Source organism: Neorhizobium sp. T25_13, from assembly GCF_002968675.1.
Taxonomy (GTDB): domain Bacteria; phylum Pseudomonadota; class Alphaproteobacteria; order Rhizobiales; family Rhizobiaceae; genus Neorhizobium; species Neorhizobium tomejilense.
Map to the genome: position 1 here is coordinate 206142 of NZ_PVBI01000001.1, position 26512 is coordinate 232653.

General features: G+C 60.6%; 27 protein-coding genes. 13 read left to right on the forward strand and 14 right to left on the reverse strand.

Translation table 11 applies throughout. The features are described from left to right. Positions 1-15: 15 nt before the first annotated feature. The 7 genes from C5J22_RS01060 to C5J22_RS01090 all read right to left on the reverse strand — a co-directional run bounded on the left by C5J22_RS01060 (position 16) and on the right by C5J22_RS01090 (position 6988). Positions 16-819 (reverse strand): ABC transporter permease, encoded by an 804-nt coding sequence (locus tag C5J22_RS01060; RefSeq protein ID WP_105436776.1) that lies wholly within the window; start codon positions 817-819, stop codon positions 16-18. 6 nt (positions 820-825) lie between these two features. Beyond that, on the reverse strand, positions 826-1674 hold the full coding sequence (locus C5J22_RS01065; RefSeq protein ID WP_105436777.1) for an ABC transporter permease: 849 nt from the start codon (positions 1672-1674) through the stop codon (positions 826-828). Positions 1675-1772: 98 nt separating this feature from the next. After that, positions 1773-2813, reverse strand: coding sequence for an ABC transporter substrate-binding protein (locus tag C5J22_RS01070; protein ID WP_105436778.1), 1041 nt, complete (start codon positions 2811-2813; stop codon positions 1773-1775). A gap of 14 nt (positions 2814-2827) precedes the next feature. Then, positions 2828-3799: a dipeptidase gene (locus C5J22_RS01075; protein ID WP_105436779.1), complete on the reverse strand. Its 972-nt coding sequence runs from the start codon at positions 3797-3799 to the stop codon at positions 2828-2830. After that, on the reverse strand, positions 3796-4518 hold the full coding sequence (locus tag C5J22_RS01080; RefSeq protein WP_105436780.1) for a hypothetical protein: 723 nt from the start codon (positions 4516-4518) through the stop codon (positions 3796-3798). The genes C5J22_RS01075 and C5J22_RS01080 overlap by 4 nt, the downstream gene beginning before the upstream one ends. After that, positions 4515-6224: a hypothetical protein gene (locus tag C5J22_RS01085; RefSeq protein WP_245440249.1), complete on the reverse strand. Its 1710-nt coding sequence runs from the start codon at positions 6222-6224 to the stop codon at positions 4515-4517. Before C5J22_RS01085 ends, C5J22_RS01080 begins: the two co-directional genes overlap by 4 nt. A gap of 5 nt (positions 6225-6229) precedes the next feature. Further along, entirely contained in the window at positions 6230-6988 is a 759-nt protein-coding gene (locus C5J22_RS01090) for an IclR family transcriptional regulator (RefSeq protein WP_245440250.1), read from the reverse strand. A gap of 372 nt (positions 6989-7360) precedes the next feature. Here C5J22_RS01090 and C5J22_RS01095 point away from each other — a divergent pair, with 372 nt between their 5' ends. The 7 genes from C5J22_RS01095 (at position 7361) to C5J22_RS01125 (ending at position 12501) form a co-directional block, all read left to right on the forward strand. After that, positions 7361-8134, forward strand: a complete 774-nt coding sequence (locus C5J22_RS01095; protein ID WP_105436782.1) for an amino acid ABC transporter substrate-binding protein — start codon at positions 7361-7363, stop codon at positions 8132-8134. 79 nt (positions 8135-8213) lie between these two features. Then, positions 8214-8894, forward strand: coding sequence for an amino acid ABC transporter permease (locus C5J22_RS01100; protein ID WP_105437167.1), 681 nt, complete (start codon positions 8214-8216; stop codon positions 8892-8894). Continuing rightward, on the forward strand, positions 8891-9652 hold the full coding sequence (locus C5J22_RS01105; protein WP_105436783.1) for an amino acid ABC transporter ATP-binding protein: 762 nt from the start codon (positions 8891-8893) through the stop codon (positions 9650-9652). Before C5J22_RS01100 ends, C5J22_RS01105 begins: the two co-directional genes overlap by 4 nt. A gap of 227 nt (positions 9653-9879) precedes the next feature. After that, entirely contained in the window at positions 9880-10524 is a 645-nt protein-coding gene (locus C5J22_RS01110; RefSeq protein ID WP_105436784.1) for a lysophospholipid acyltransferase family protein, read from the forward strand. Then, positions 10521-11468: a phosphatidate cytidylyltransferase gene (locus tag C5J22_RS01115; RefSeq protein ID WP_046632174.1), complete on the forward strand. Its 948-nt coding sequence runs from the start codon at positions 10521-10523 to the stop codon at positions 11466-11468. The genes C5J22_RS01110 and C5J22_RS01115 overlap by 4 nt, the downstream gene beginning before the upstream one ends. Continuing rightward, positions 11468-11863: a hypothetical protein gene (locus tag C5J22_RS01120; RefSeq protein WP_105436785.1), complete on the forward strand. Its 396-nt coding sequence runs from the start codon at positions 11468-11470 to the stop codon at positions 11861-11863. Before C5J22_RS01115 ends, C5J22_RS01120 begins: the two co-directional genes overlap by 1 nt. Further along, positions 11860-12501 (forward strand): CDP-alcohol phosphatidyltransferase family protein, encoded by a 642-nt coding sequence (locus tag C5J22_RS01125; protein ID WP_105436786.1) that lies wholly within the window; start codon positions 11860-11862, stop codon positions 12499-12501. Before C5J22_RS01120 ends, C5J22_RS01125 begins: the two co-directional genes overlap by 4 nt. Before the next feature lie 137 nt (positions 12502-12638). On the opposite strand, the gene C5J22_RS01130 is transcribed toward C5J22_RS01125, so the two are convergent. After that, the gene (locus C5J22_RS01130) at positions 12639-14000 is read right to left on the reverse strand and encodes a sigma-54 dependent transcriptional regulator (RefSeq protein ID WP_105436787.1); all 1362 of its coding nucleotides are present in this window, start codon (positions 13998-14000) and stop codon (positions 12639-12641) included. Continuing rightward, entirely contained in the window at positions 13997-15850 is a 1854-nt protein-coding gene (locus C5J22_RS01135) for an ATP-binding protein (protein WP_105437168.1), read from the reverse strand. Before C5J22_RS01135 ends, C5J22_RS01130 begins: the two co-directional genes overlap by 4 nt. A gap of 222 nt (positions 15851-16072) precedes the next feature. Here C5J22_RS01135 and C5J22_RS01140 point away from each other — a divergent pair, with 222 nt between their 5' ends. Beyond that, positions 16073-17419: a dicarboxylate/amino acid:cation symporter gene (locus tag C5J22_RS01140; protein ID WP_371412521.1), complete on the forward strand. Its 1347-nt coding sequence runs from the start codon at positions 16073-16075 to the stop codon at positions 17417-17419. 101 nt (positions 17420-17520) lie between these two features. On the opposite strand, the gene C5J22_RS01145 is transcribed toward C5J22_RS01140, so the two are convergent. Further along, positions 17521-17742, reverse strand: coding sequence for a hypothetical protein (locus C5J22_RS01145; protein ID WP_105437170.1), 222 nt, complete (start codon positions 17740-17742; stop codon positions 17521-17523). Between the two features lie 395 nt (positions 17743-18137). Then, the gene (locus C5J22_RS01150) at positions 18138-18347 is read right to left on the reverse strand and encodes a cold-shock protein (RefSeq protein WP_105436788.1); all 210 of its coding nucleotides are present in this window, start codon (positions 18345-18347) and stop codon (positions 18138-18140) included. A gap of 352 nt (positions 18348-18699) precedes the next feature. Here C5J22_RS01150 and C5J22_RS01155 point away from each other — a divergent pair, with 352 nt between their 5' ends. From C5J22_RS01155 to C5J22_RS01170, 4 genes are all read left to right on the forward strand, one after another. After that, positions 18700-19308 carry a J domain-containing protein gene (locus C5J22_RS01155; RefSeq protein WP_105436789.1) on the forward strand — a complete coding sequence of 203 codons (609 nt, stop codon included), beginning with the start codon at positions 18700-18702 and terminating at the stop codon, positions 19306-19308. A 188-nt stretch (positions 19309-19496) separates the two neighbouring features. Next, a complete protein-coding gene (groES, locus tag C5J22_RS01160) occupies positions 19497-19793 on the forward strand; it encodes a co-chaperone GroES (protein WP_105436790.1) in 297 nt (98 codons plus the stop codon). A 65-nt stretch (positions 19794-19858) separates the two neighbouring features. Further along, positions 19859-21493: a chaperonin GroEL gene (gene groL / locus C5J22_RS01165; protein ID WP_105436791.1), complete on the forward strand. Its 1635-nt coding sequence runs from the start codon at positions 19859-19861 to the stop codon at positions 21491-21493. Between the two features lie 175 nt (positions 21494-21668). Next, positions 21669-21932 (forward strand): hypothetical protein, encoded by a 264-nt coding sequence (locus C5J22_RS01170; protein ID WP_105428071.1) that lies wholly within the window; start codon positions 21669-21671, stop codon positions 21930-21932. Positions 21933-22044: 112 nt separating this feature from the next. Here the strand turns inward: C5J22_RS01170 and C5J22_RS01175 are convergent, their stop codons facing one another. Continuing rightward, positions 22045-22347, reverse strand: a complete 303-nt coding sequence (locus C5J22_RS01175) for a YkgJ family cysteine cluster protein (protein ID WP_080955013.1) — start codon at positions 22345-22347, stop codon at positions 22045-22047. Between the two features lie 189 nt (positions 22348-22536). Between C5J22_RS01175 and C5J22_RS01180 the strand changes: the two genes are divergently transcribed. Further along, the gene (locus C5J22_RS01180) at positions 22537-23502 is read left to right on the forward strand and encodes a magnesium and cobalt transport protein CorA (protein ID WP_105436792.1); all 966 of its coding nucleotides are present in this window, start codon (positions 22537-22539) and stop codon (positions 23500-23502) included. Positions 23503-23560: 58 nt separating this feature from the next. Here the strand turns inward: C5J22_RS01180 and C5J22_RS01185 are convergent, their stop codons facing one another. Then, positions 23561-24583, reverse strand: a complete 1023-nt coding sequence (locus C5J22_RS01185; RefSeq protein WP_105436793.1) for a DUF808 domain-containing protein — start codon at positions 24581-24583, stop codon at positions 23561-23563. Between the two features lie 120 nt (positions 24584-24703). After that, entirely contained in the window at positions 24704-26437 is a 1734-nt protein-coding gene (locus C5J22_RS01190; RefSeq protein ID WP_105436794.1) for a Na/Pi cotransporter family protein, read from the reverse strand. Positions 26438-26512: the final 75 nt, after the last annotated feature.

A 26512-nucleotide genomic window follows, 5' to 3' on the forward strand; every position in this document is an offset into this window, starting at 1 on the left:
AAGTCCTTGCGAGGATCAATGTGCGCCGGCCGACCGGCTCGGCTTGGGAGCGCGGCTGCGCAGCGCGCTGGCGAAATAGGGAGCCGCTATGCCGAGCAGCACGACGAAGAACAGCAGCGTCGAGATGACGGCGATCACCGGATCGGCCTCCTGGCGGATGCTGTCGAACATCTTGCGCGGCAGGGTCTCCGCGTCGCGGCCCGAAATGAAGATCGCCACTACCGTCTCGTCGAAGGATTGGATGAAGGCGAAGAGCGAGCTGATGACCAGCCCCGGCCGCAGGATCGGCAGGGTGACGTGCAGGAAGGTCTTCGTCGGACTGGCGCCGAGGCTCTGCGCGGCCCGTTCAAGGTTTCGGTCGAAACCCTTGAGGTTGGCCGAAAGGACGAGGAAGGCGATCGGGACCGACAGGCAGGTATGCGCCAGGATGACGCCGAGATGGCTGTGCACCAGCCCGAGATCGCCGAAATAGGAATAGTAGCCGACCGCCATGACGATATGGGGCACAGCCATCGGCATCAGCATCATCAGGTCGGCAAACCCCTTGCCGCGAAACTTGTGGCGCACCAGGGCGAAGGTCGCGGGCACGACCAGGGCCATGGTAAGGATGGTCGTGGCGGTCGCGATCAGGATGCTGTTCCAGGTCGGTATCAGCCAATCCATGCTGGTGAAGTAAGCCCGGTAATACCCGAGCCAGTAACCCGGCGGCGGGAACTGCAGCGAGCTCGCGTTCGAAAACGACATCGGCACGACGATGACGAGCGGTGCGGCAATGAAGAGCACGACGATGAAACCGGCCCAGCGCATGAACGTGTTCATGTTCGGTCACCCCCAGAGTTTGTCGAGGCCGAAGCGGCGATGATAGATGGTGAGGATGATGAGTGTTACCACGAGCAGGATCATCGCCATGGCGGAGCCCAAACCGAAGGCGAGAAACTCCTCGATCTGGTGGCCGATCAGACCGGCGACCATCTGCTCGCGCGGGCTGCCGAGCAGAACCGGCGTCACGTAGAAACCGAGGCAGATGACGAAGACCAGGACGGAACCATTGGCGATACCCGGTGCCGTCAGCGGCAGGTAGACATGCCTAAACAGCGACCAGCCTTTGGCGCCGAGGCTTTCCGCCGAGCGGATCAGCGCCGGGTCGATCTTCTTCATCACCGAATAGATGTTCATGATCATGTAGGGCGCCAGGATATGCACCATGGCGAGCGTCGAGGAAAAACGCGTGAAGAGAAGCTGCGGCGGTTTATCGACGCCGATCATCTGCAGGAAGGCGATCAGCGGACCGTTATTGCCGAGCAGAACCATCCACGAATAGGTGCGGACGAGGAAGCTCGTCCAGAAGCTCATGGTAACGAGCAGCAGGATCAGCATTGCCGTGCGCGACTTGGAATGTGCCATCAGATAGGCCAGCGGATAGCCGACCAGAAGGCAGCAGAGCGTGACGAAGGCGGCCGTCATGAACGTGTTCAGGAAGACGCGCTGGTAAAGCGCACCGGTGACGACCTTCTGGTAGTTCGCAAGCGAGACCTTCGGTTCGGTGAAGCTCATGATCGCCACTTCGGCAAGCGGCACGGCGAAGAAGATGAGCATGTAGGTACCGAGCGGCGCCAGCAGCAGCCAGGGCCAGATATTCGTCTTTTCCGTCAGTTTTGAAAGGCTGATGCCCATTGCCGTTCCCTTTTTATGGCAGGCAGGGTCGTTGCGGCATCGCGCGGTCGTTCCCGCGCGATGCCGGCCAGCGGGTCAAGTTGATCCAAGAGAGCGGATCAGCTCGCGACCCACTCCTCGAAACGTTCGGCGAGCTCCGCCGGGTCTATGCCCAGATTCGCCATGTCCTGCTCGAAGGTCAGCTTGTAGTTGTCCGGCGAGGTCGGCATGCGCTTGGCATCCGCCGGATCCACGAACTGGTTGGAGGCCGGGTTCAGCGCGCCGTAGTCCGCAGCCTTGGAGAAGCCGGCGAGCGGCTTGGCACTGGTCGCGAACTCGACGAATTTCCTGGCGTTCTCGAGGTTGGGGGTCTTTTTGGCGACAACCCAATAGGCCCGTTCGATCTCGCCCTGGTTCCAGGTCATGGCAACCGGAGCGCCAGCCTTCTCGGCCTCGAAATAACGGCCGTGCCAGATGCCGATCATGTCGATCTCCCCGTCACGCAGGATCTGCGTCGACTGGGCGCCGGCAGTCCACCAGACGCGGATATGCGGCTTGATCTTGTCGAGCGACTTGAAGGCCCGGTCCACATCGAGCGGATAGAGGTCCTTGACCGCGACGCCGTCGGCGAGAAGCGCGATCGGGATGACGCGCGACGCATAACGCTGCAGCGACCGTCCGCCGGGGAATTTCTCGACGTTCCAGAAATCGGCCCAGGTCTTCGGAGTGTCCTTATATTTATCCTTGCGCCAGGCCATGACGGTTGCGAACGCATGTGAAGCGACGCCGTTTTCGAAGAGGCCGCCTTTGTAGGGTTCCGTCAGTTTTTCGATGATGCCGGCCTGGTTGGCGCGCACCAGCTCGCCGCCGCCGAGCGTGGTGACGTCGAATTCGTAGGTGCCGGTCTTCACCTGCTGGGCGAGCTTGGCGAACGAGACCGGGGAAACCGTCTTGACCTGAATGCCGGTTTCTACGGTGAAGGGATCGATGAGATGCGCCTTTGCCGCAGCCTCCCAGGGACCGCCCCAGGTGTTCACGTAGAGGATCTTTTCCTGCGCGCGAGCGAGATAGGGAGCGGCAAGCGAGGCGGTGACCGCAGCGCCGGCCGTCTTCAGGAAACGGCGGCGGTCAGGCATGAGAAATGTCTTCATTCCAGTCATTGCAGTTCTCCTCTTTATGATTTTCTGAAGGTGGCTTCGTAGAGCCGCAGCCAGTTCTGGTGGGTGATCTTCGCGATCTCTTCTTTCGAGAAGCCCACGGCGCGCAGGCCGTCCGGGATTACCCTGATGTCCTCGACCTTCTGGAACCATTCCGGCGGCGCGGCCTTGAGCGGCTTGCCGGGGGCGCTGGCGCCATAGTCCTCGCCACGGGTCCAGCGCCCCTTGCGCATCCACGCATAATCGGGAGCGGTGAAATTGTGGCTCTTGTCGGTGCCGATGGCGACGGAGTCGATGCCGGCAAGATCCACCGTGCGGGCAACCATCGTGCACCATGCTTCGATCGAAGCGCAGAAATCGTCGCCGGTGATGTTGCGATAGGCAGCACAGCCGATCACCCCGCCGGTCTCCTTCAGCGCCCGGATGACGTCGTCCGACTTGTTGCGCTTGTGGAAGAACAGCGACTGGGCGTTGGCATGGGTGACGGCGATCGGCTTTTCGGAAACCTTGATCGCATCGAGCGTCGTTCGGTCGCCGACATGGCTGCAGTCGACCAGAATGCCGGCGGCGTTCATCTCGCGCACCACTTCCTTGCCGAAGCGGGCAAGGCCCGAATCCTCGGCCTCGTAGCAGGAGCCACCGAGTTCGTTCTGGTTGTTGTAGGTGAGTTGCACGACGCGCACGCCGAGTTCGGCAAACATCTCGACGAAGCGGATCCGCCCTTCGAAAAGGTTGGCATTCTGGAAACCCATAATGACCGCGACCTTGCCCGCGCTGGAAATGCGCGTGATGTCGCCTGCGGTAAGGGCGATCTCGGCGAGATCGGAGTTTTCGCGCACCAGGTCGCGCCAGCGGCCGATGGAATCCATCGATTCAACGGTGCCCTCCCAGAAGCCGCAGGTATTGACGACCCCGCCGACATCCCCTGCCGTCAGGGATTCAAAGGCGGCGCGATCGAAATGCCCACATTGCAAACCGTCGATGATCATGATCTCGCGCCCTCTTTCATACGTTCGGAAATGCTGGACGACAGGAAGGAGACGTCCGTCTCGTCGTCATTGTCCTTGCGGCCGATGACGGTGCCGTCCTCGTTGACGATCATCGGACCGGCATGGCGGCGCGAGACGACGCTATCGGTCGCAAGCGCCTGCTTTGCCAGGTGATAGATGCGCCACCAGATATCGCTCTCGATCTCGGCGCCGTTTTCCAGAAGCGACCAGAGAAGAGGATCGTCTTTTCGTACGTCGCCGGTGACCGCTGCCGCAACCGCCGTTAGGACATTGCCGAATACGGAGATCGAAAGCCCTGATCGACCGCCGAAACGCGCGGCAAGCGCAAGTTCCTCGGCATCCGTGGCCCCTGTGACGGCCAGCTCCACCGACCCGAACCGGGTTGTCAGCTCACCGAGAAGATCGATCGCCGTCGGCAGCACGAACCATGCGTGTTCGCCGCAAGCATCGAGCGTCATGCGGTTGCCGGCTTCGGAAGCAATCGCGATACGGGCGGGAGCCGCCGACTTGAAGCTCTCGAACCGCTGCTCGAGCAGTTTGAAACCGCCAAGGCCGAGCTTTTGCGAATACATCGGAATGTCGCCGACTGTCAGGAAGAAGCCTTTGGGCAGGCTGCTCAGCGAAAGGATCCGCTCCGACATCAGCCGCATTTCGCGGGGCATGACGCGCATGGAAGGTGATGAATGCGAGGATATCATAGAACAGGCTCCGCCGGGTAATACCAGGTGCCGGTATAGCCGGCGCGAAGATCGTCGGGAGTCGGTGCGCCGTGATAGAGCACGCCGCGCAGGTTGCGATTCAGGAAGTCACGGGTCTTGTCGATGCCGTGGATGCCGACATTCATCAGCCGCACGAGATCGATCGGCACAAAAGCCTCCGCATTGATGTTGGCGCGGGGCGTGTGATAGTCCCGCCCGCGCAGGCTCTGAATGCGCGCCACCATGTAGCGGTGTTCAGGATGTTTCATCAGGAAACGGGCGATGCTGAGCGAACCTTGGGCCCTGCCGAGATCGGCAAACAGGGATTGGATGCCGCCGCAGACATCGACGCCGAGGTCAAGCGCATCGGGGACTTCCTCGCGGGCGCCGCGGCGCGGCTCCTCCGCCGTCTCCGACTTGTACCAGACATATTTGTAAGCCTCTGGGCCGGCCATGGCGGTGTCGAGCGCCCACCGATATTCATCCCCGACAAGCGCCATCAGCTGTTCGACCGTCTCGGCCGGCGAGATGCTGAATTCGTCGGGAGCATCAATGGCTGCCAATAGCCGGTCGGCTTCTTCCGGCACCAGTTCGATCAGCAACGACAAAACCGTTTCGAAGGCTTCGGGGATGAGGTCTGTTTCGAATTCAGCGGCAAGCACGTCAAGCGGGAAATCCGTGGCACGACCAAACACCGTTCCGCTGCGGCGGAATTCTTCGAGTGCTGCCACGACCTTTTCGAGGTCGGCTGCCACTTCGGCGCTGGAGGCAAATGTCTCGTAGACCATCCGGTCCTGTTTGCGGAACAGGATTGCCTGGCGGAGAAGTCCGAGCAGCCTGGCGATGCGGGGATCCGACGCATCGAGCTGCAGCGCGCGGGCCATCGCGATCGCGGTTTCGCGTGCGGACAGGAGCCCGTCGATCAGGCGCGGATGTTTGTGGACGAAGAAGATAAGGCCGAGTGCCGAACCGTTGCCGACGCCGATATAGCGGCGAAGCTGCGGGTCGAGGCGCACGGCGGTCTCCGATTTCTTGGCCGCCAGATGCTCGACGAGGTCGCAGGAGAATTCCCGCATCAGATAGGCAGTCAGCAACTGCGCCTGCAGGACACCACCGAGCGCATGACGGGCACCGAGCGACGGAAAGGAGCGCGTCCCGAACGTGCCGTTGCCGTCGAGGCCGGTATTGCGCATCAGGTAACAGACCTTGGAAAGATCGGCGACGGAGGGCTGACGGCCTTCGGCAAGCGCTTCGAGCGTCTGGTCGAAGACCCGCATCGACCGGTTCGAGCGGCACCAGATGAGCGTTCCTGCGGTCGCCCGGCCGGTATAGAGCTTGGGGATTTCCCGCCGCGCCGTTTCGATCTCGACTTCGGTCGCCGGCCCTTCGATCAACGCGCCCATCATGTCCCAGGCCTGGCCGATGATACGGCCGGTACGAGCCGTCCGGCTCGGCGGGCGGGAAAAGCCGATAAAGGAGAATTCCTGGTCCGGCGCCTTGATGGAATAAACGACGGTTCCTTCGGCGTTTTCATCCACGTCGAAAAGGACATTGGAGATGTCCCAGCGCTCGCGAATCATCTTGTTCATGAAGGCGCGGGTGCCGCTGAGCCGGCTCGGCTGGATTGCCGCCAGCCGTGAGGTCTTCATCACCTCATGGCTCGGGCGCGGTCGGGGCGTTGCCACCTGTTTGGAAGTCGCGGTCATGACCGTCAACGTTCTCCCTGCTGCATTTTCGTGATGGTGCGGGCGGTTTCGAGAAGCGGTTCGCGGAAGCTTTCGAGGTCGAAGCGCATCTCCGGCATGACCAGCGAGATCGTCGACGTGCATTTGCCGTGGAGATCGAAGATCGGCGCGGCGATGGCGACGACGCCGCTGTGGGTATAGCCGCTCGACAAGGCGTAACCGTTCGCGCGCGCCTCGCCCAGGAGTTCCTCCGAAGCGAGCGGCTCGCCGCTTTCCGTCAGGCGGGCCAGTGTCAGTTCGTCCGCGAAAGCGGTCAGGATGCGGCCGGATGCGGAACCCTCGAGCGACATGGTCGTGCCGATCTTCTGTTCCGCACGCAGCACGCTTTGGGATTCGACGCGCGAGACGATGCAAGGCAGTCCGCGATCGAGCACCGCCAAGGAAGCTGTCTCCTTCACCCGATGAACCAGCATTTCGATGACCGGCTGAATTCGCGTTCCGAGATTGGCCTGCTCCATGGCGGCCGCGGCAAGCCGGCAGGCGTGCATCGAGAGCCGATAGCGCATCTCCTGATCCTGCTCGACCCAGCCGGCTTCGATCAGCGTGAGCAGCCGCTGGTAGGCGGTTGGTCGCGACAACGACATGGCCGACGCGATCTCCGGCAGTTTCATGCCGCGAGCGCTGGAGGCCAGCACGTCGAGCACCGCCATGGTCTTCAGGACCGTGGAGAGTGGGCGGACACCGCCGCTTTCCTCTTGTATTCTATTTGAATATGTCGTATCCATGTTGAATATAATCTGGCTGTCATTGATTTATGTCAATCGCGTCGGAGGCGAGTGTGAGCGAAAAACGGCACGTTCATCGCTAAGGTGTTCAGGGTGTTTGGAATTTTTTGCGTTGAATTCAGTGCGCCACAGGCATCGACGCGGCCGAGCGACCTATATCCACAGCCGTAACGTGTATCTACGTGCGAGGCCGGAAGCCGTGGCTGCCGGTTGGCTGCCAACCTTCGCTATCGTTGGGATAAGGGATAGGGGCGCTCCGTACGTGAGCAAAATATTCGCATTTGCCGGCTTTATTTGCGGTTTTCTTTCAATCGCCGCGTCCTATTTTCTGTCATCTAGTCGCCAGCAAGCACTGCTGAAAGGATGACCTAAATGTTCCGGCTGAAAACCATTATCGCGGCGGCCCTTATTCACGCGGCAGCCCTTACGCCGTCTTTCGCCGGCGAAAATCTCGCTGCCATCAAATCCTCCGGTATCTTCAAGATCGGCACGGAGGGGACCTACGCGCCATTCACCTTCCATGACGCAAGCGGCAAGCTCGTCGGTTTCGACGTGGAGATCGGGCAAGCCGTTGCCGCGAAAATCGGCGTCAAGGCCGAGTTCCTCGAAGGCAAGTGGGACGGCCTCATCGCGGGCATCGATGCCAAGCGCTACGATGCCGTCATCAACCAGGTCGGCATCACCGAAGCCCGCAAGCAGAAATACGACTTTTCCGAGCCTTACATCGCTTCCAAGGCGGTGCTGATCGTTCGCCAGGACAATAGTGACATCAAGGGCTTTGCCGATCTCAAGGGCAAGAAATCGGCCCAGTCGCTGACCAGCAATTTCGGCAAGATCGCCCAGCAGTCGGGCGCCGAACTTGTGGGCACGGATGGTTTCGACCAGTCGATCCAGCTCGTGCTGACACGCCGCGCCGACGCGACGATCAATGACAGCCTCTCCTTCCTCGATTTCAAGAAGCAGAAACCCGACGCGCCGGTGAAGATCGCAGCACAGCAGGACAATGCCGATTATTCCGGCATCATCATCCGCAAGGGCGAACCGGAACTGCTTAGCGCGATCAACAAGGCCCTGGCGGACATCAAGGCCGACGGCACCTATCAGAAGATCTCGGACAAGTATTTCGGGCAGGACGTCTCGAAATAGGCTGCCAGGTCGTTCCTGAATGCATGAATCCAGCGTCCGGCGCCTGCGCCGGACGCGTCATTTTTTTGAGGATCACATCGTGCCGCACTGGCTTCAATTGATGTCGGATTCACTTCCGACCCTCCTATGGGCGGGCATCCGCTTTACGGTTCCGCTGACATTGCTGTCGTTCCTGTTCGGGCTCGTCCTCGGCCTGATCACGGCGGTTACGCGGCTCTTCGGCCCGGCACCGCTTGCGCTGATCGCCCGGTTTTACGTCTGGGTGATCCGCGGCACACCGCTTCTTGTGCAGCTTTTCGTGATCTTCTACGGCCTGCCGAGCATCGGCATCCTGCTCGATGCATTCCCGGCAGCGCTGATCGGCTTTACCCTGAATATCGGCGCCTATAGTTCCGAGATTATTCGCGCCGTCATCTCGTCGGTCCCGAAGGGGCAGTGGGAAGCGGCCTATTCGATCGGCATGTCGTGGCGCCAGGCGATGAGCCGCACCATTCTGCCGCAGGCGGCGCGCGTCGCCGTGCCGCCGCTTTCGAATACCTTCATCTCGCTGGTCAAGGATACCTCGCTTGCCGCGGCGATCACCGTGCCGGAGCTTTTCCAGGCAGCGCAGCGGATCGTCGCGACGACCTATGAGCCGCTGATCCTCTATATCGAGGCGGCTTTGATCTATCTGGCTCTGAGCTCGGTGTTGTCGTCCTTGCAGAACAGGCTTGAAAAGCGTTTCGCCCGTTATGGCGGCATGATGGAGTCAAACCGATGATCGAGCTTTCCAACATCGAAAAGCGGTTCGGCGACGCGGTCATCCTGAAGGACATCAGCCTCGGCATCCCCGAAGGAAGCGTCACTGCGCTCATCGGACCCTCGGGCGGCGGCAAGAGCACGCTGCTGCGCTGCATCAACCTCCTGGAGATCCCGACCGCCGGCTCCGTCCGCATCGGCGATGAAAAGCTCGATTTCGAGCCCGGCATGAAGATCGGCTGGAAGTCGATCCAGAAAATCCGCCGCCAGACCGGCATGGTCTTCCAGAACTTCCAGCTCTTTCCGCATCGCACAGCGATCGAGAATGTCATGGAAGGGCTGACGACGGTTCTCAAATGGCCGCGCGAAAAGGCCCATAACCGCGCCAGCGAACTGCTCACCAAGGTGGGAATGGCGCATAAGACCGATGCCTGGCCGTCAGAGCTTTCCGGCGGGCAACAGCAAAGGGTGGCGATCGCCCGGGCGCTCGCACCTTCGCCTCGGGTTCTCCTCTGCGACGAACCGACCTCGGCTCTCGATCCCGAACTTTCCGCCGAGGTCATCGACGTGCTCGGACGGCTCGCGGCCGAAGGAACGACGATGGTGATGGCGACGCACGATCTGCGCCTTGCCTCGCGGATTGCCAATCACGTGGTTTTCCTCGAGAGCGGAAAAGTGGTCGAGTCCGGCAGAGCGCAAGCGATCTTTGGTGATCCGAGACAGGAACGCACGAAGAGCTTCATCTCATCGATCAACGCGGCGCAGACGACACATATCTAGCGCCGTTCTTCCCGCCGAACGTTGGCGCCGAGCCTGCGCTTCCCCGGGCCGGCTGATGACAAATCCGGGTGGATTTCCAGGGGCCGGATCACCGAGGCGGTTCAATGGGAAAGCGCGCGACGGCATTGGTGCTGTTTTTCGTTGGAATGTTCCAAAGTCCCTTTCTTCCCACTGTGACAATGCTAGAGTTTTGATCAGCGCTATCGCTCACGTCGACCGGGGGACGAATGAAGGCTTTTATAACAAGGGCCGCAGCGGCGGCGATCGTCGTATTTGCCCGTGCGGTCACGGCGGTTCGCGCCATCTGGCCCGAGGAAGGCCTGCCCTCCCGCCCTTGCGTTTATTTCGCCAACCATTCCAGCCATGGTGACTTCGTTCTGGTCTGGACGGTGTTGCCGCCAAGGCTGCGTCGTCAGGCTCGTCCGGTTGCCGGTGCTGAATACTGGCTGAAATCGCGGCTTAACCGCTTTATCGGCCGTGACGTTTTCAATGCGGTTCTGATCGCCAGGGAGCGAGACCAGAGGACCGAGGATCCCGTCACCCAGATGGCCGCGGCGATCGACGCTGGTTCGTCCCTGATCCTCTTTCCGGAAGGCACGCGCAACCAGTCCGATGCCCCTCTCCTTCCGCTCAAGAGCGGCATTTTTCATCTGGCGGCGGCACGCCCCGACATAGATCTGGTCCCGGTCTGGATCAACAATCTCAACCGGGTCATGCCAAAGGGAGAGATCGTCCCGATACCGCTGATCTGCACCGTCACCTTCGGCAGCGCCCTGCGCTTGGCACCGGATGAGGCCAAGGACACTTTCCTTGAACGCATGCAGACGGCTCTTCTAGCTCTGTCCCCCAAACCTGCAGGGAGTGGTGAATGAGTGCCGCGAGTTCCGATCTCTTGACGCTGGTGGCCGGTATCTTCGGCGTGCTTATTCTCGCATCGGCCATTGGTTACGTGCTGCAGCAGCGCCTCTCGCCAAACGGTTCGAACGCGGCGATCGAAAACCTCAACGCCCGGATCAAGGCCTGGTGGATCATGGTTATCCTGATCGGCATTGCTTTCGTGGCGGGCCGTATCGGGGTTCTCGTTCTATTCGGTTTTTGCTCTTTTGCCGCGCTCCGGGAATTTGTGACCCTCATCAACACCCGCAGGGCCGACCACTGGGCACTGGCAGCCGCCTTCTTCGTCGTGGTGCCGGTTCAGTATTATCTGCTCTGGGCTGAACAATACGGCATCTTCTCGATCTTCATTCCGGTCTATGCGTTCCTGCTGATGCCGATCATCTCGGTGCTCAGGGGCGATACGGAGCGTTTTCTGATCCGCATTGCGGAGGTGCAGTGGGCATTGATGATCTGCGTCTTCTGCGCCTCGCACGTCCCGGCGCTGCTGACCTTGAACATACCGGGCTACGACGGCCGCAACGTACTGCTGATCGCCTTCCTGGTGATCGTCGTCCAGCTGAGCGACGTGCTGCAATATGTCTGGGGCAAGCTGTTCGGGCGGACCAAGATCGCACCGAAACTGTCGCCATCCAAGACCGTCGAAGGCTTTGTCGGCGGCGTGATCAGCGCCACTCTGATCGGTGCTGCCCTCTGGTGGATAACCCCGTTCACACCTGTTCAGGCAGGGCTCCTCGCCTTCATCATCACGCTGATGGGCTTCTTCGGCGGATTGGTGATGTCGGCGATCAAAAGGGACCGCGGCATCAAGGACTGGGGCAATCTCATCGAAGGTCATGGCGGTCTGATCGACAGGCTGGATTCCGTCGTATTCTCGGCCCCGATCTTCTTCCATATCGTGCGCTACTGGTGGTCGCTGTGATGCCGGATGCGCTGAAACGGCTTGCACGCAACGGGACGGTGCATGTGCTGTTCGCGTTTCTTGCCATGGGCGGCTGGGCCGTCTTTGCCAATCGCGCCTATGCAATGCCAAGACCGCTTTATTCCGGTCTGGTGCAGGGCGTGATGTCCGCCTGCCTGACACTCTTCCTGAAATCGGTAGTCGACGGACTTTCGAAGCGCTTTGACGGCCTGACCCGGTTATGGGCGCCGCCGCTCATTGCCTGCCTCGGCTCGACTGTGGTTCTCGTCGCGATCCATGCGGCGAGCGGCACACCGGAAATCCTCAAGACCGTCGCGGTTCCGCTTCTGGTATCGACGAGCTACGCCGCGATCTACAATTATTCGATCTCCGCAGGACGAGGTGCCGGGACATGACCGAAACAGGCGACAGGCGGCCGCTGGCAAGCCGCAACACCCGCTGGGCAGGCTCGACCGCGCGATGGATGGCGTCGAAAAGCATCACCCCCAACCAGATATCGCAGGCGAGCATGGTCGCCGCAGCACTTGCCGGTGGCGCCTTCTACATGGCGGGACAGACGGTCGGTTGGTCGCGCATTGCCTGCCTGCTCGTGGCCGTGCTTTGCTGCCAGGGCCGGCTGCTTTGCAATCTGTTCGACGGCATGGTCGCCGTCGAAGGCGGAAAGGGAGAGCCTGACGGACCGTTCTGGAACGAATTCCCGGACCGCATCGCCGATCTTCTGGTCTTCGCGGGCGTTGGATATGGGATCGGCATGCCCGGCCTCGGCTGGGCCGCCGGCGCTTTTGCCGTATTGACGGCTTATGTCAGGGAACTCGGCCGGGCCACCGGCAATCCGAGTGATTTCTCCGGCCCGATGGCCAAGCAGCACCGGATGGCAACGATCACCGCAGCAGGATTGATATCCATGCTTGAGCCGTTGTGGGGCCGCTACAATCAGGTCCTGACGATTGGTCTCGGCATCATCGCGCTCGGCGCAGCCCTCACCGCAGTCCGCCGCTCAAGGACGTTGATCCTACGCCTCAAAACTCTCTGAAAGGCCTTGGAGCGGGCCATCGCGGCGAGCGGCCAAAGTCGCGATGCGCCACGCTTGCCACCATGCAGATGCCGAAACCGGACGCTGACTTTGACGTGGTCTTTGCCTCGGTATCACCTGCTTGCGGCCTTGAAGCTCTATCTGGCCGGCTTGACACCCTGGTCGAAGGAGGCGCGCTCGATCCCGTGCCGTTGGAGCTTGTCGTAAAAGGTCTTTCGCGGAATTCCGAGCGCCTCGATCGTACGGCGGACATCGCCTCCGTTGCTGGCCAGCGTCTCCCGGAGGATTTTCGCTTCATGCTGGTTGAGACGCTGGGGTAGCGTCAGGGTGACTGCCTCCGGCGGCACCAACGCCCCGTCCTCCTCCCCTGCAAGCCCGAGGACGAAACGCTCTGCAAAGTGGGACAGTTCGCGGACGTTGCCGGGCCAATGATGGGTTTCGAGGTGATGACGGGCAGAAGATGACAGGGCGGGCGTTTGGCGATTGAACCGCTTGGCGGCCCGTTCGCAAAAGAATCCGAAGAGGAGGAGGATGTCGTCACGCCGTTCACGCAGCGGCGGAATGGAGATGGTGACGACGTTGAGCCGGTAATAGAGGTCTTCGCGAAATGCGCCGCGTTGCGAGGGATCGCCAAGATCGACCTTGGCGGCCGCCACGACCCTCAGGTCGATCGGCCGTGTCTCGTTGGTGCCGAGAGGTGCCACTTCACGCGCCTCCAGGACGCGCAGCATATGGATCTGCGTGGCGGGCGGCATGCTTTCGATTTCATCGAGGAAGAGCGTGCCGCCACTCGAATATTCGATCCTGCCGACACGCTTTTTCTGCGCGCCGGTAAAGGCGCCGGGCTCGTGGCCGAACAGTTCGCTTTCGATGATGGTTTCGGGAAGCGCGCCGCAATTGAGCGCGACGAAACTGCCCTTGGAGCGCCGGCTCCATCGATGGATCAGGTTGGCAACAACCTCCTTGCCGCTGCCGGTCTCTCCGGTCACCAGAACGTCGACGTCGGTATCAGCAATCTGGCGAAGCGTTCTGCGCAGCCGCTCCATGGCTGCGGTCTGACCGATGAGCGGCAGGTCGTCGCGTGCCTGTTCGGCCACATCGCGGAGTGTCCTGTTCTCCAGTATCAGCCGCCGTTTTTCGGCAGCCCGGCGAATGGCCTGCACTAGGCGGTCCGCGGCGAAAGGTTTGGTGATGAAGTCGTAAGCCCCATCCTGCATCGCCTTGACGGCCATCGGTATGTCGCCATGACCGGTCATCAGGATGACGGGAAGGTCCGGATCGAGCTTGCGGACGCGGTCGAAGAGCTGCAGCCCGTCGATCTCGGGCATGCGGATGTCGGAAACGACGACGCCAGCGAAACCATCGTCGATCCGGACGAGCGCATCGGACGCCCTCGAAAATCGGGAGACCGCAAAGCCCGCAAGCTCGATCGTCTGGGCGGTAGCCTTGAGAAGGTCGGCATCGTCGTCAACCAGAACGACAGGTGTTGAATTGCTCATGATACCGCCTTGCGCAGATAGACAATGAAAGTCGTGCCGGTTTCGCCGCTTTCCACCTCGATGCGACCGCCATAGTCCGCAACGATGTCCTTCGAGATGACCAGCCCGAGACCGAGGCCCTTTTCCTTGGACGTGTTGAAGGGCGAAAAGAGCGAACTTCTAACCGATGGATCAATACCGGGACCATTGTCGGAGACCCGGATCACGATCTCATCCGCCAGTGTCTCCACCGAGACATTCACACTTGCCTCGGTTCTGCCCTCCAGCGCTTCCAAGGCATTCTGGAACAGATTGATCAGCACCTGTTCGAGGCGGACGCGATTGCCGGTGACGGCAAGGCCGGGTGGTGGCAGATCGATCTGGAGTATGTCGAGCCGACCAGCGAAGCGGCTCCTCAAAAGCACCACCGCGCCTTCGATAGCGCCCCGCAGATCGACGGCTTCGGGCGGCGTTCGTCCCTTGCGTCCGAAGGCCTTCAGTTCCTCGGTGATCATGCCGATCCGCTCGGTCAGGGCGGCGATCTCGCCGAGATTTTCCTCCGCCGAAGCTTTCCGGTTCCGTTGCAGGAAGACACGTGCATTGTCGGCATAGGCGCGGATTGTTGCGACCGGCTGGTTGATTTCATGGGCAACCCCGGCCGCAACCTGACCAAGGATCGCAAGGCGATTTGCCTGCACGAGCTCCTGCTGCACGACCTGCAGCTTCGACTCGGTACTGCGATGGTCGGCGATCTCTTCCTGCAGGAGGTCCCTCGCGCGGCTCAAATCCACGGTCCTTTCCGCGACACGGCGCTCCAGTTCCACGCGCAGGTTTTTCTCCGCGGCGATGCGATTGGTGATCATCTGCCGCCGCCTCAAAAGGAATGCGATCAGTGTCAGGATCGGAACGAGCACCGCAAGTGCAAGCAGCCGCGCTTCGCGGACCGCAGCTGCGACCGAAGGTTCAGTCGGCACGAGATATTCAAGGCGCCACGATGTCGAAGGAACCGGCGTCAGAAGGCGAAGATACTCTCCTGCGCTTGTTCCGGGCAAAACCGCCGAAACGATCGATGTCCCCTCCGAAAGTGGCTCCTGCCGAACGATCGGAAGAGGCGCCAATGGCGCGTTGCCGAATTGCAGACTTTGGCGGATGGCGCCAAGCCGTTCCGCAGGCAGCGGCGCGGCGGTCATGAAGCGCCAGGACGGAATGCTGGTGATCAAGACGACACCATCGGCGTCGGTAACATAGACGGGACGGTTGGCGTCGTGCCAATCGCCTTCGAGCTGGTCGAATTCCATCTTCACCACAACGACGCCGAGCGCGCCGGCCTGATTTTCGGCGCGCCGGGAGATGTACAGTCCAGGACGCTTGCTGACGCTGCCCAAGGCGAAGTGCTCTGCCGTTCCGTTCTCCATCGCCCGCTGGAAATATTCCCGGAAGGAATAGTCGTTGCCGACGAAGCTCAAGGGTTCGCGCCAGTTGCTGGATGCGACCGCAATGCCATCCCTGCCCGTGACGTAGAGAACGGAGGCATGGGTGCCCGCCACGAGCCCTTCCAACTTCCGGTCCAGGGCACCGACGGTCTGTGTGTTTCTCGACGCCAGCGCCCCGACCACCTGTTGATCCTCGGCCAGAAGCAGGGGAAGCGCTCGCGGTCTTTCCAGCACCGCACGCAGCAGCGCAACCTTGAGGTTGGCATCGGCGCGGCCCTGGTCGAGGAGCGCTCCGATTGCGGAACTGCGACCGTAAAGACCAGCGGCATAAAGAGCGGATATCAGGATCGCGGCCGCTGCGAAGGCAAAGACAGGCCATGGTGTCCACGCGAAGGCGGGATCCTTGACCGATTTCTCTCGACGGCGCTGCTCAAGCATCGCCGGATGTGTGCATAAATCCGCATAAAAAGCAAAGGCCAATGGCGGAAATCCGCACGGCGGGATTTCAGGAACCACTTCCGTCGTTCAGTCCGAACATGGAAAATCAATGGGTTAGGCATCAGCCGCCGCTCTGGCATGCCTGTTGCTCCAGCAAAACCAGCAGCACACCTGCAGCAACAGTAACGCCGCCGCCCCGGGAGGCCAATTGGTTGGGGCGCCATGGAGGACATGATGAACGCAACGATCTCCGATGTGCCAACGCACGACAAACTTCCTTTCTACCGCCACCTTTATTTTCAGGTTCTCGTGGCAATTGCCGCCGGCATCCTGCTCGGTCATTTCTACCCGGATGTCGGCGCGTCGCTGAAGCCGCTCGGCGATGCCTTCATCAAGCTGGTGAAGATGATCATCGCGCCGGTGATCTTCCTGACGGTGGCAACCGGTATCGCCGGCATGGCCGACCTGCAGAAGGTCGGGCGTGTCGCGGGCAAGGCGATGATCTACTTTTTGGCCTTTTCGACGCTTGCGCTCGCCGTTGGCCTCCTCGTCTCGAATGTCGTCCAGCCCGGCGCCGGCATGCACATAGATCCGGCCACGCTCGACGCCAAGGCAGTGGCGACCTATACGGCGAAGGCCCATGACGCGACGATCACCGGCTTTCTGATGAACATCATCCCGGACACGATCGTCGGCGCCTTCGCACAGGGTGATATCCTGCAGGTGCTGTTCTTCTCGGTTCTGTTCGGCATCGCACTTGGCATGGTCGGCGACCGCGGCCGTCCTGTTCTCGATTTCCTGCAGGCATTGACCGCGCCGATCTTCCGTCTCGTGACCATCCTGATGAAGGCTGCCCCGATCGGCGCTTTCGGCGCCATGGCTTTTACCATCGGCAAATATGGCATTGGTTCGATTGCCAACCTTGCCATGCTGATCGGCACTTTCTACCTCACCTCGCTCCTCTTCGTTCTGGTCGTCCTTGGTGCCGTCGCCCGATATAACGGCTTTTCGATTATCTCGCTTATCCGCTACATCAAGGAAGAACTGCTTCTTGTGCTTGGCACTTCCTCGTCGGAAGCGGCATTGCCCGGCCTGATGGCAAAGATGGAACGCGCCGGCTGCAAGCGCTCGGTGGTCGGCCTGGTTATTCCGACCGGCTATTCCTTCAATCTCGACGGCACCAACATCTATATGACGCTTGCCGCGCTCTTCATCGCCCAGGCGACCGACACGCCGATCACGCTCGGCGACCAGGTCCTGCTGCTGCTGGTCGCGATGCTGAGCTCGAAAGGAGCTGCAGGCATTACCGGCGCCGGCTTCATCACCCTGGCGGCGACCCTTTCGGTCGTTCCCTCCGTGCCTGTCGCCGGCATGGCGCTGATCCTCGGCATCGATCGTTTCATGTCGGAATGCCGGGCGCTCACGAACCTGATCGGCAATGCGGTCGCGACCGTCGTTGTCGCGCGCTGGGAAAACGAGCTGGACCGGACACAGTTTGCAGCCGCCATGGCAGGCGGCGCCGACGCCGAAACCGCGGTATTAATACCGTCGGGCCAGCCTGCCGAATAATCGCCTGTTTCTATCGCAGCCGAAGAAAGGTCGCTGGCCAGCCGGCGGCCTTTCCCGTTTCCGTAGAATACACGTGCTTTTGTTTCGGGATAAGCGCGGCGCTATTCTTCAGGCACGCCTTCGAGCAGACCGTCATACACCTCGATGAGTGCCTTGGTGATCGCCTGCCCCAGCGCGTTGCCGGCGACGCGGAGCTCCTCCTCCGTGCCGCTCCGCGACGCGTTGGCCAGGTCGAAACCCTGTTCGCTGACGATCTGCTTGGCCACTTCGATGGCCCAGAGCCCGAAGTCGCCGCGGTTGTCTATCTTGATCGAGTCATCCATCGCGATCTGCCTGTTGCTGAACCTGGCTTCTATATCGCCTCGGCAATGATGGCCAGCATCTATCAGCATACTATTCAAGCGGCTGGATGTATTTTCTCGGACATGTGCCCGAACGTTAGGGCAACATCATGTGACATTCCGGAGAGCAAAGCCGCGACCGTCCATAACGCTCGCCACATGGATTGCGCTGCGCAATTGCTCCAGTCCCCGGTCGGGATGTTCAGCGGCTGTGCGCGGCGCCGGTATTGCGTCACCCCAATGACAAACGAGGCCGGAACATCATCACAATGTTCCGGCCTCTCAATGTATAAGGCCGGACATGATGCCCGGCCCTTAAAAAAATCAGCTTCCAGCGGTGCCAGTACATCCGTGGTCAAAGCGGAAGCCGCTTTTGGTTAGGCAGCCTGCAGGTTGCAAGCCGACATCTTACCGGACTTTGCGTCGCGTTCGAGTTCGTAGCTGACCTTCTGGCCCTCGACGATTTCCCGCATTCCGGCGCGCTCGACGGCGGAAATGTGTACGAACGCATCAGCGCCGCCGTTGTCAGGCTGGATAAAGCCGAAGCCCTTGGTGGAATTGAACCATTTAACTGTGCCTGTGGTCATGATGATGAACCCTTTCAAAGCAAGATTGAGTGACCCCAGAGCCAAAGCCCTGCGGATGGTGATAGCGATTGATTTTGAAAGGGAAGTTCGTCAGGCGCGGTGCCAATCGCGCGGAAACCAAAGTTCAGCAAGCAAAAGATCGATAAACCGTAAATAGGGGCTATCCGCCCATAAGTCAACTTTTAGTTTGGGCGCCTCGGTGGATTTGCATTCCGGGCACAGCAAAAGGGTTCTCACAGGTGGACCCTCAGCCCGCTCGGCTGGGCGCAGAACTGCCGCAGCAACGGACTGCTCTGTGGTTGGCCTGTCCATACTCCTTGCCTGCTGGCGCAGGACCGCCATATAAGGCGCGATGACGTCTGATTCAAAGATATTTGTCGGCCTACGGTCGATCCGCAAAAAACCGGCTCCGCACCACGAACCCAACCATCCGAAATGCCAGTGGGACGGATGCGAAAAGGGTGGCACTCATCGCGCTCCTGTCGGGCGGGATGCCGAAGGGCTTTATCTGCTGTTCTGTCCCGAGCATGTAAAGGAATACGGCAAAGGTTATAACTTTGCGCCAAACCTCTCCGACCCTTTGATCGCCCGCTATCAGAGGGAAGCGGCAAGCGGCAGCCGCCCGACCTGGGGCACCGGTATCAATAAGGCTTCGGAGATGCCGCTCCCCTCCATGGCTCGCTCCGGTTCCGCAAAGGCGACGAACGCGCGCAAAAGCGCTGCACAACGCCAGGCCGCAAACGTGGATCTTCAGCGACGCAAACTCAAGGTACTGGAGGCCAAGGCTTTCGAGACGCTCGGCCTTTCGCCGGATGCAACGCCGGAGGAGATCAGAAGCCGCTATAAGCAAAGGCTCAAGATGCATCATCCGGACGCGAACCATGGAGAGCGCAACTCGGAGGATCAGCTTCAGGCGTCGATCGACGCCCATAAGATCCTCAAGCTCAACGGCTTCTGCTAAACGTGCGAGAGTGACCCGCGCGCGGTCTCGATGTCGGCCGCCCCTCCTCTGGCAAAGAGAGACGGCGTCGCCGCGGATGCCGGATCACCACCAAGGCACGAATGGCGCTAGCACTCCCGGCATAAGACTGCTAAAGATATCCGATCGGGAACCCGCCATTGGGCTGCGCTCTCGCTAAGGAACCCAAAATGAACAATACCAATTTTCGGCCGTTGCACGACCGCGTCGTCGTGCGCCGTATCGAGGCTGAAGCCAAGACCAAGGGCGGGATCATCATTCCCGACACCGCCAAGGAAAAACCGCAGGAAGGCGAAATCGTCGCCGTCGGCACCGGCACCCGCGACGAGAGCGGCAAGATCGTTCCCCTCGATGTCAAGGCAGGCGATCGCGTCCTGTTCGGCAAGTGGTCCGGCACCGAGATCAAGTTCAATGGCGAAGACCTGTTGATTATGAAGGAAGCAGACGTCATGGGCGTCATCGCCTGATCTTCGGCCGCTTCCTTATTTCCTTTTGACGAAGACCATGGGGCCAACGGCCCGGGAGTTTTTCCATGTCTGCCAAACAGATCAAATTCGGCCGTGATGCACGCGAGAAGCTGCTGCGCGGCGTCGATATTCTCGCCGACGCAGTCAAGGTCACGCTCGGTCCGAAGGGCCGCAACGTCGTGATCGACAAATCCTACGGCGCACCGCGGATCACCAAGGACGGCGTTGCCGTCGCCAAGGAAATCGAACTTGACGACAAGTTCGAGAACATGGGCGCCCAGATGGTCCGCGAAGTTGCTTCGAAGACCAACGACGTCGCCGGCGACGGCACCACGACGGCGACCGTTCTTGCCCAGGCGATCGTTCGCGAAGGCGGCAAGGCTGTTGCCGCCGGCATGAACCCGATGGACCTGAAGCGCGGCATCGACCTTGCCGTTACCGCCGTGGTAAAGGACCTGCTCGCCAAGGCCAAGAAGATCAACACATCGGAAGAGATTGCCCAGGTCGGCACGATCTCCGCAAACGGCGAGAAGGAAATCGGCCAGTATATCGCCGACGCGATGCAGAAGGTCGGCAATGAGGGTGTGATCACCGTCGAAGAAGCCAAGACCGCAGAAACCGAACTCGAAGTCGTCGAAGGCATGCAGTTCGACCGCGGCTACCTGTCGCCCTACTTCGTCACCAATGCCGAAAAAATGGTGGCTGAGCTGGAAGATGCCTACGTGCTGCTGCACGAAAAGAAGCTCTCCAACCTGCAGGCCATGCTTCCTATCCTGGAAGCCGTCGTCCAGAGCGGCAAGCCGCTGCTGATCATCTCCGAGGATGTCGAAGGCGAAGCTCTTGCGACGCTCGTCGTCAACAAGCTGCGTGGCGGCCTCAAGATCGCGGCCGTCAAGGCTCCGGGCTTCGGCGATCGCCGCAAGGCCATGCTGGAGGATCTGGCGATCCTGACCGGCGGCACCGTGATTTCGGAAGACCTCGGCATCAAGCTCGAGAACGTCGGGCTCGATATGCTCGGCCGCGCCAAGAAGGTCTCGATCACCAAGGAGAACACCACCGTCGTCGATGGTGCGGGCACCAAGGCGGATATTGACGGACGCATCGGCCAGATCAAGGCTCAGATCGAGGAAACCACTTCGGACTACGACCGCGAAAAGCTGCAGGAACGTCTGGCCAAGCTGGCCGGCGGCGTTGCCGTGATCCGCGTCGGCGGCTCGACGGAAATCGAAGTCAAGGAAAAGAAGGACCGCATCGACGACGCCCTCAATGCAACGCGTGCAGCAGTCGAAGAAGGCATCGTGCCTGGCGGCGGCACGGCCCTGCTTCGCGCCTCGATCGTTCTCGACATCAAGGGCGAGAATGACGATCAGAATGCCGGGATCAGCATCATCCGCAAGGCCTTGCAGTCCTTGGTTCGCCAGATTGCCGAGAATGCCGGTAGCGAAGGCTCGATCGTGGTCGGCAAGATCCTGGAAAGTGATACCGACAACTTCGGTTACAACGCCCAGACCGGCGAATTCGGCGACATGATCACCATGGGCATCGTCGATCCGGTCAAGGTCGTTCGCACGGCTCTGCAGAACGCGGCTTCGGTTGCCGGCCTGCTCGTGACGACGGAAGCCATGATTGCCGACCTGCCCAAGAAGGATGCTGCCGGCGGCGGCATGCCTGACATGGGCGGCATGGGCGGCATGATGTAAACGGGTTCCCATCGGGAACTCGATCACGTCTTCTGTTATGAAGGGCTCCGATCGATCGGGGCCCTTCGTTCGTATAGGCAGAAAAATATCGATCAGCAGCCCTGGTGGCAGCGGACGCGGTCTGGGCCGTAGTTATCTGCTAGCCGCTCAGGCTGCAGCATAAGATGAGGGTCAAATGGTTGTATTGAACAGGCCGCGCAGTTCCGAACCCTATCCGGACAGGGATATCGGTTGCCAGGAAGCCCTGGAGCAAGTCTTTCTTCAGCTTGCAAAGGGACTGACGCCGGACGATATCGTGGCGACGGCCGGCGGCAATCTGCCGCCCGTGTTGGCCGGCCTTGCAAAACGCGCCGAAAACGTCGGCTGGAGCCTAGAAGAAGCGGAAACCGCCATCAGCGAACTGGCGCAGAACCTGCTGGATGACATGTCGCAGATGTAGCCCTTTGGCGGTCCATGAGCGATCCGTATCCCTACGCCTCGGGCGGATCGGCCGGCGGCGGTGAATAATCTGCATCCGATCGCCGGGGACGGGATAGAAATGTCGGCGAGTTCTACGCGGAATTCAATGCGAAAGCGTCACGCGCCATCAAGCAGGCATCGTCTCCCGGAAGGCATTCGCGACAAACGTCAGGCCTGATATCGTAGACCATGCAGGATGTGCCGACACCGACCTGCCCTGACAAGGCAGAACAACGGGATCCTTCACAACGCATTCCTCCTTCGTCCGCAGCGACGAAACGTGCCGGCAACAGATCGAGGGCGGCTTCGCTTTCCATGGAGAATCGTGGCCAATCGGCGGAAAACGAACAGCACGCACCGCATGACTGGCAATCAAAATCGTTCGATAGGGTCATCACCGTCTCTTATCACGGCGCCGACCGAAACTCCACAAAGGTGCGCCACACGTGATGATACCTGACCACGATCCGGCAAACCCGGCGGTCGGTGTCGCATAGTCACAAAAGGGTCGTGAGATAGCGGGTATCACAGCGCAAGGCATGCCCCGAAGGGCGCCGCATGATCATGGTAATCCAGGAGGCTGCATGAGCGTCGCCGCATCTTTTCTCTATCGTGACGGCCGGCGAGTTGAAGCCGTGCCGTTCGACGAGGCGGCGATCCCCGCAACGGACAACGAATTCGTGTGGATCGGGCTGCACAAGCCCATCCGCGACGACCTTTTGATGCTGCAAAGCCGTTTTGGCCTTCACGAACTCTCGATCGCCGACGCGCTCAGTCCGCTGCAGATGCCGAAGCTCAGCGTCTATGACGATCAGCTGTTCGTCATCGCGAAGACGGCGCAGCTGGAAGCCGACCATATTACCTATGGTGAAACAGCGATTTTCGTCGGCAAGCGCTATATCATAACGGTCCGCAATGGCTCGGAGCGCGGACATCAAGAGCTGCGCGGCAGGCTGGAAACATCGCCGCAGACGCTGTGCCATGGCACCGACTACATCCTGCACGCCATTCTCGATTTCATTATCGACGGCTATCTTCCCATTGTGCGCACGATCGAGGATTCCGTGCTCGACATGGAAAGAAAGATGCTCGATGCGTTTCTGGACCGCAACCAGATCAAGCGCATTTTCAAGCTGCGGCGGGAAATCATCCTGTTCCAGCGGGTGCTGGACGCAATGCTCGACCTTTGCGGAAAACTCTACCACCTCGATTTGCCGTCGCTTGACAGGGAAGCCAAGCCCTATTTCCGGGACGCACTGCAGCACATGCACCGCGTCGAAACGATGGTCGCAAGCTTGCGCGACGTGATCACGTCCGTTTTCGAGGCGAGCAATCTGCTGGAACAGCAAAGACAAGGCACGATCACGCGGCAACTGGCGGCCTGGGCCGCCATTCTCGCCGTTCCGACGGCGATCGCCGGCATATACGGCATGAATTTCGACAATATGCCGGAGCTGAAAACCAGCTACGGGTATTTTGTCGTTTTGGCAGTCATCGCCGTCATGTGCATCGCGCTTTTCATTCGGTTCAAGCGCGCTCGTTGGATCTGACGCCTTCAACGATGCCGCGCCGTCCACCCATCGATCATTGCTGCCAATGGACCCAGCCTCATTTCTTCTCGTCCGCCAACGCCTGCTTGCGCCAGCGACGTGGCAGGAACGATTTGAAGTATCGCCAGGTCGGCGAGATGACGTAGCTTGCGACCGGGATCGTGACAAAGCCGAGGACAATACCGACGATGCCCGCTCCTGCCGCTTCGACGACCCAGCGCAGCACCGAGGGCAGAACGGGGATCGCATGCGCGGTCACCTCCCCGGCATCATGGATCAGATGCGCAAGGCCACCGAGACCATAAGCCTCGAGCCCGTGAACGATGATGCCGCCGCCGACCCAGATCATCGCGGCCGTTCCCACGATACCCAGCACTTTCAGGAAATAAGGCATGCCGGTGACAAGCCCTCGTCCAATGCCGCGCACGAACGACCCTATCGGAGGCGCCGTCTGCGCACGCGCCATCATCAGGCCCAGATCGTCGGCCTTCACGATCAACCCCACGCCACCATAAACCATGGCCGTTATGCTCAATCCCACGGCCGCAAGGATAAAGGCCTGCGTGATGACGCTGCCTGACGGCACCGCGGCGAGCGTAATGGCCATGATTTCGGCCGACAGGATGAAATCCGTCTTGATCGCGCCGGAAACCTTCTCGTCTTCGAGCGACTGGGCGCCGAGACTTGCCGTTTCGAGGGCCGTTTCATGGGTGTGAGCGGCATGCGGCAGCAGCATTTCGTAGATTTTCTCAACACCCTCGTAACAGAGGTAGAGTCCACCGATCATCAGCAGCGGCGTGATGGCCTGGGGTGCCGCCAGGCTTAAGACGAGCGCGGCGGGGAGCAGGATCAGAAGCTTGTTCTTCAGCGAACCGAGCGCGATCTTGCCGATGATCGGCAATTCGCGTTCGGCCGAAAATCCGGTCACGTAGCGGGGCGTGACCGCCGCATCGTCGATGACGACGCCTGCCGCTTTTGCACCGGCCTTGGCCGCCTGTCCGGCGATATCGTCAAGCGAGGCGGCAGCCACTTTCGCCAAGGCCGCGACATCGTCAAGAAGGGCGATCAAGCCAACGCTCATTCGAGCCTCCGGGGGTTAAGAGATTGCGCAGCGGCAACGGGTAGCCGTCATCCCTTAACGCGAGGACGTGGCATCTTCTATCGCGAAGATGCCACGTGCGGATCTTGACGGCAATGTCCGTTACTCGGCGGGCATCGGACTGAACCCGCCCTCGTTGCTGACGGGACGAACCTGTTCGTCGCGCTTGCGCGGCACACGCGACAGGATGCTCTGCCGGTTCACAGACTTCCGCTCCGCATCGATCCGATGGATCAGGATCTGCGCCCGTTCGATCGAACCGAGCAGCGCAAGGATGGTGCCGCGTTCCGCAGCGCCGGCATTGGGTCCGAGCGCCAGCGTGCGAGCACGCAGTTCCTCGACTTCGGGAAGGCTGACATGGCCGGCCGGCATGTCCGGACGGGTGACGCCGTGATCGGGCATGATTTCCTGCAGGGCGGTGCCCAGCTTGTTCAACGCGACATCGACGATCGCCTGGGCCTGGCTGCTGAACTTTTCACGCCTTACCCGCCGGGCGACCTGATGCATCGATTCCGTCAGGGCCGCGGTAAAATCCGCCTCCTCGATCAGGCTTGCTACGAGATCGAGCTGCTCGTAGGGCAAGTCTTCCTTCATCAGCGAGGCGGTATAGTCGCGAATATCGCGGCTGAGGATATCAGTGGCGAGATAGTGTTCGCCCGGATCGGACGGTGCCGACTTGGCGGAACGAGCGATGTCCAGGAACATGGCGCCGGCCTGAAGATGCCGAGCGGTTTCCTTCTGCACGGCCGGAACCGCAAGGGCAAAGTTGCCGGCAAGCTTGCGGTCGAGGAATTTCGGTGTCGAATAATCCTCCGCATCCTCGGAATCCGTGCGCCCGATCCGCGATAGGACCCGGTCGAACACGCCGACGAAGGGAAACAGCAGCGCCGTGTTGAAGACGTTGAAGAACGTGGAATAGAGACCGACGGCCACAGGAACCAGCGGAAACGTTTCCTTGCCCTCGATCACGACGGCGACACCCGGATCGCCGCCGAACCATTGCATCGCCCATGCCAGCACGTCGATCGAGACGAAGAACAACGGTACGGTGATGCAGACGCCGATAATGTTGAAGGACATATGCGCATAGGCGGCGCGTTTGGCATTCTTCGAAAGATTGAGGGAGGCGATCCACGAGGTGATCGTGGTCCCCAGATCTGCACCCAGCGAGAAGGCAACCGCCGTCGTCCAGTCGAGGACGCCGGCCGCGCCGAGACCCATGACGATCCCGATCGTCGCGGACGAGGAATGGATCATCGCGGTGACGCCGGCGGCGATCAGCACGCATTTGATCAGGTTATAATAGGAGTCCGCCGTCAACGTCGACAGAACGGCCATGACCTCGGGTATGTTGCGCAGAGGCCGAAGGCCTCCCGTCATCAGATTGAGGCCATAAAAGATCAGCGCGAAACCCATGCAGGCCAGCGCGATGTTGCGCACCTTCTCGCTCTTGGCAAAACAATAGACCAGCGAGAACGTGCCGGCGAAGATCAGACCGAGGGGACCAAGCGGCAGGGCGATCAGACCGTTCCCAAGGGTCGTGCCGATGTTGGCACCCATGATGACGCTGATGGCCGGTCGCAGGCCGACGACGCCCGCATTCACGAGGCCGACGACCATGACGGTCATGGCCGTGGAGGATTGAATGACGCCGGTGATGACCGTACCCGCAATTACGCCCTTGATCGGCGTACCCGCAGCCTTGGCGAGGAACGCCCGCATCTTGTTGACGGAGAGTGCCTGGATGCCGTTCGACATGAACTCGAGACCGAGCATGAAAATACCGAGGCCGCCGATGACCGGAACCAGGATATCCTTAAAGATATCAATATTCATAACGCCTAACCCCTTTTGACGCCGTGGCGGCACGATCCAATGAGGTCTTTCGCAACCGGCCGGAGCCCGGAGTGA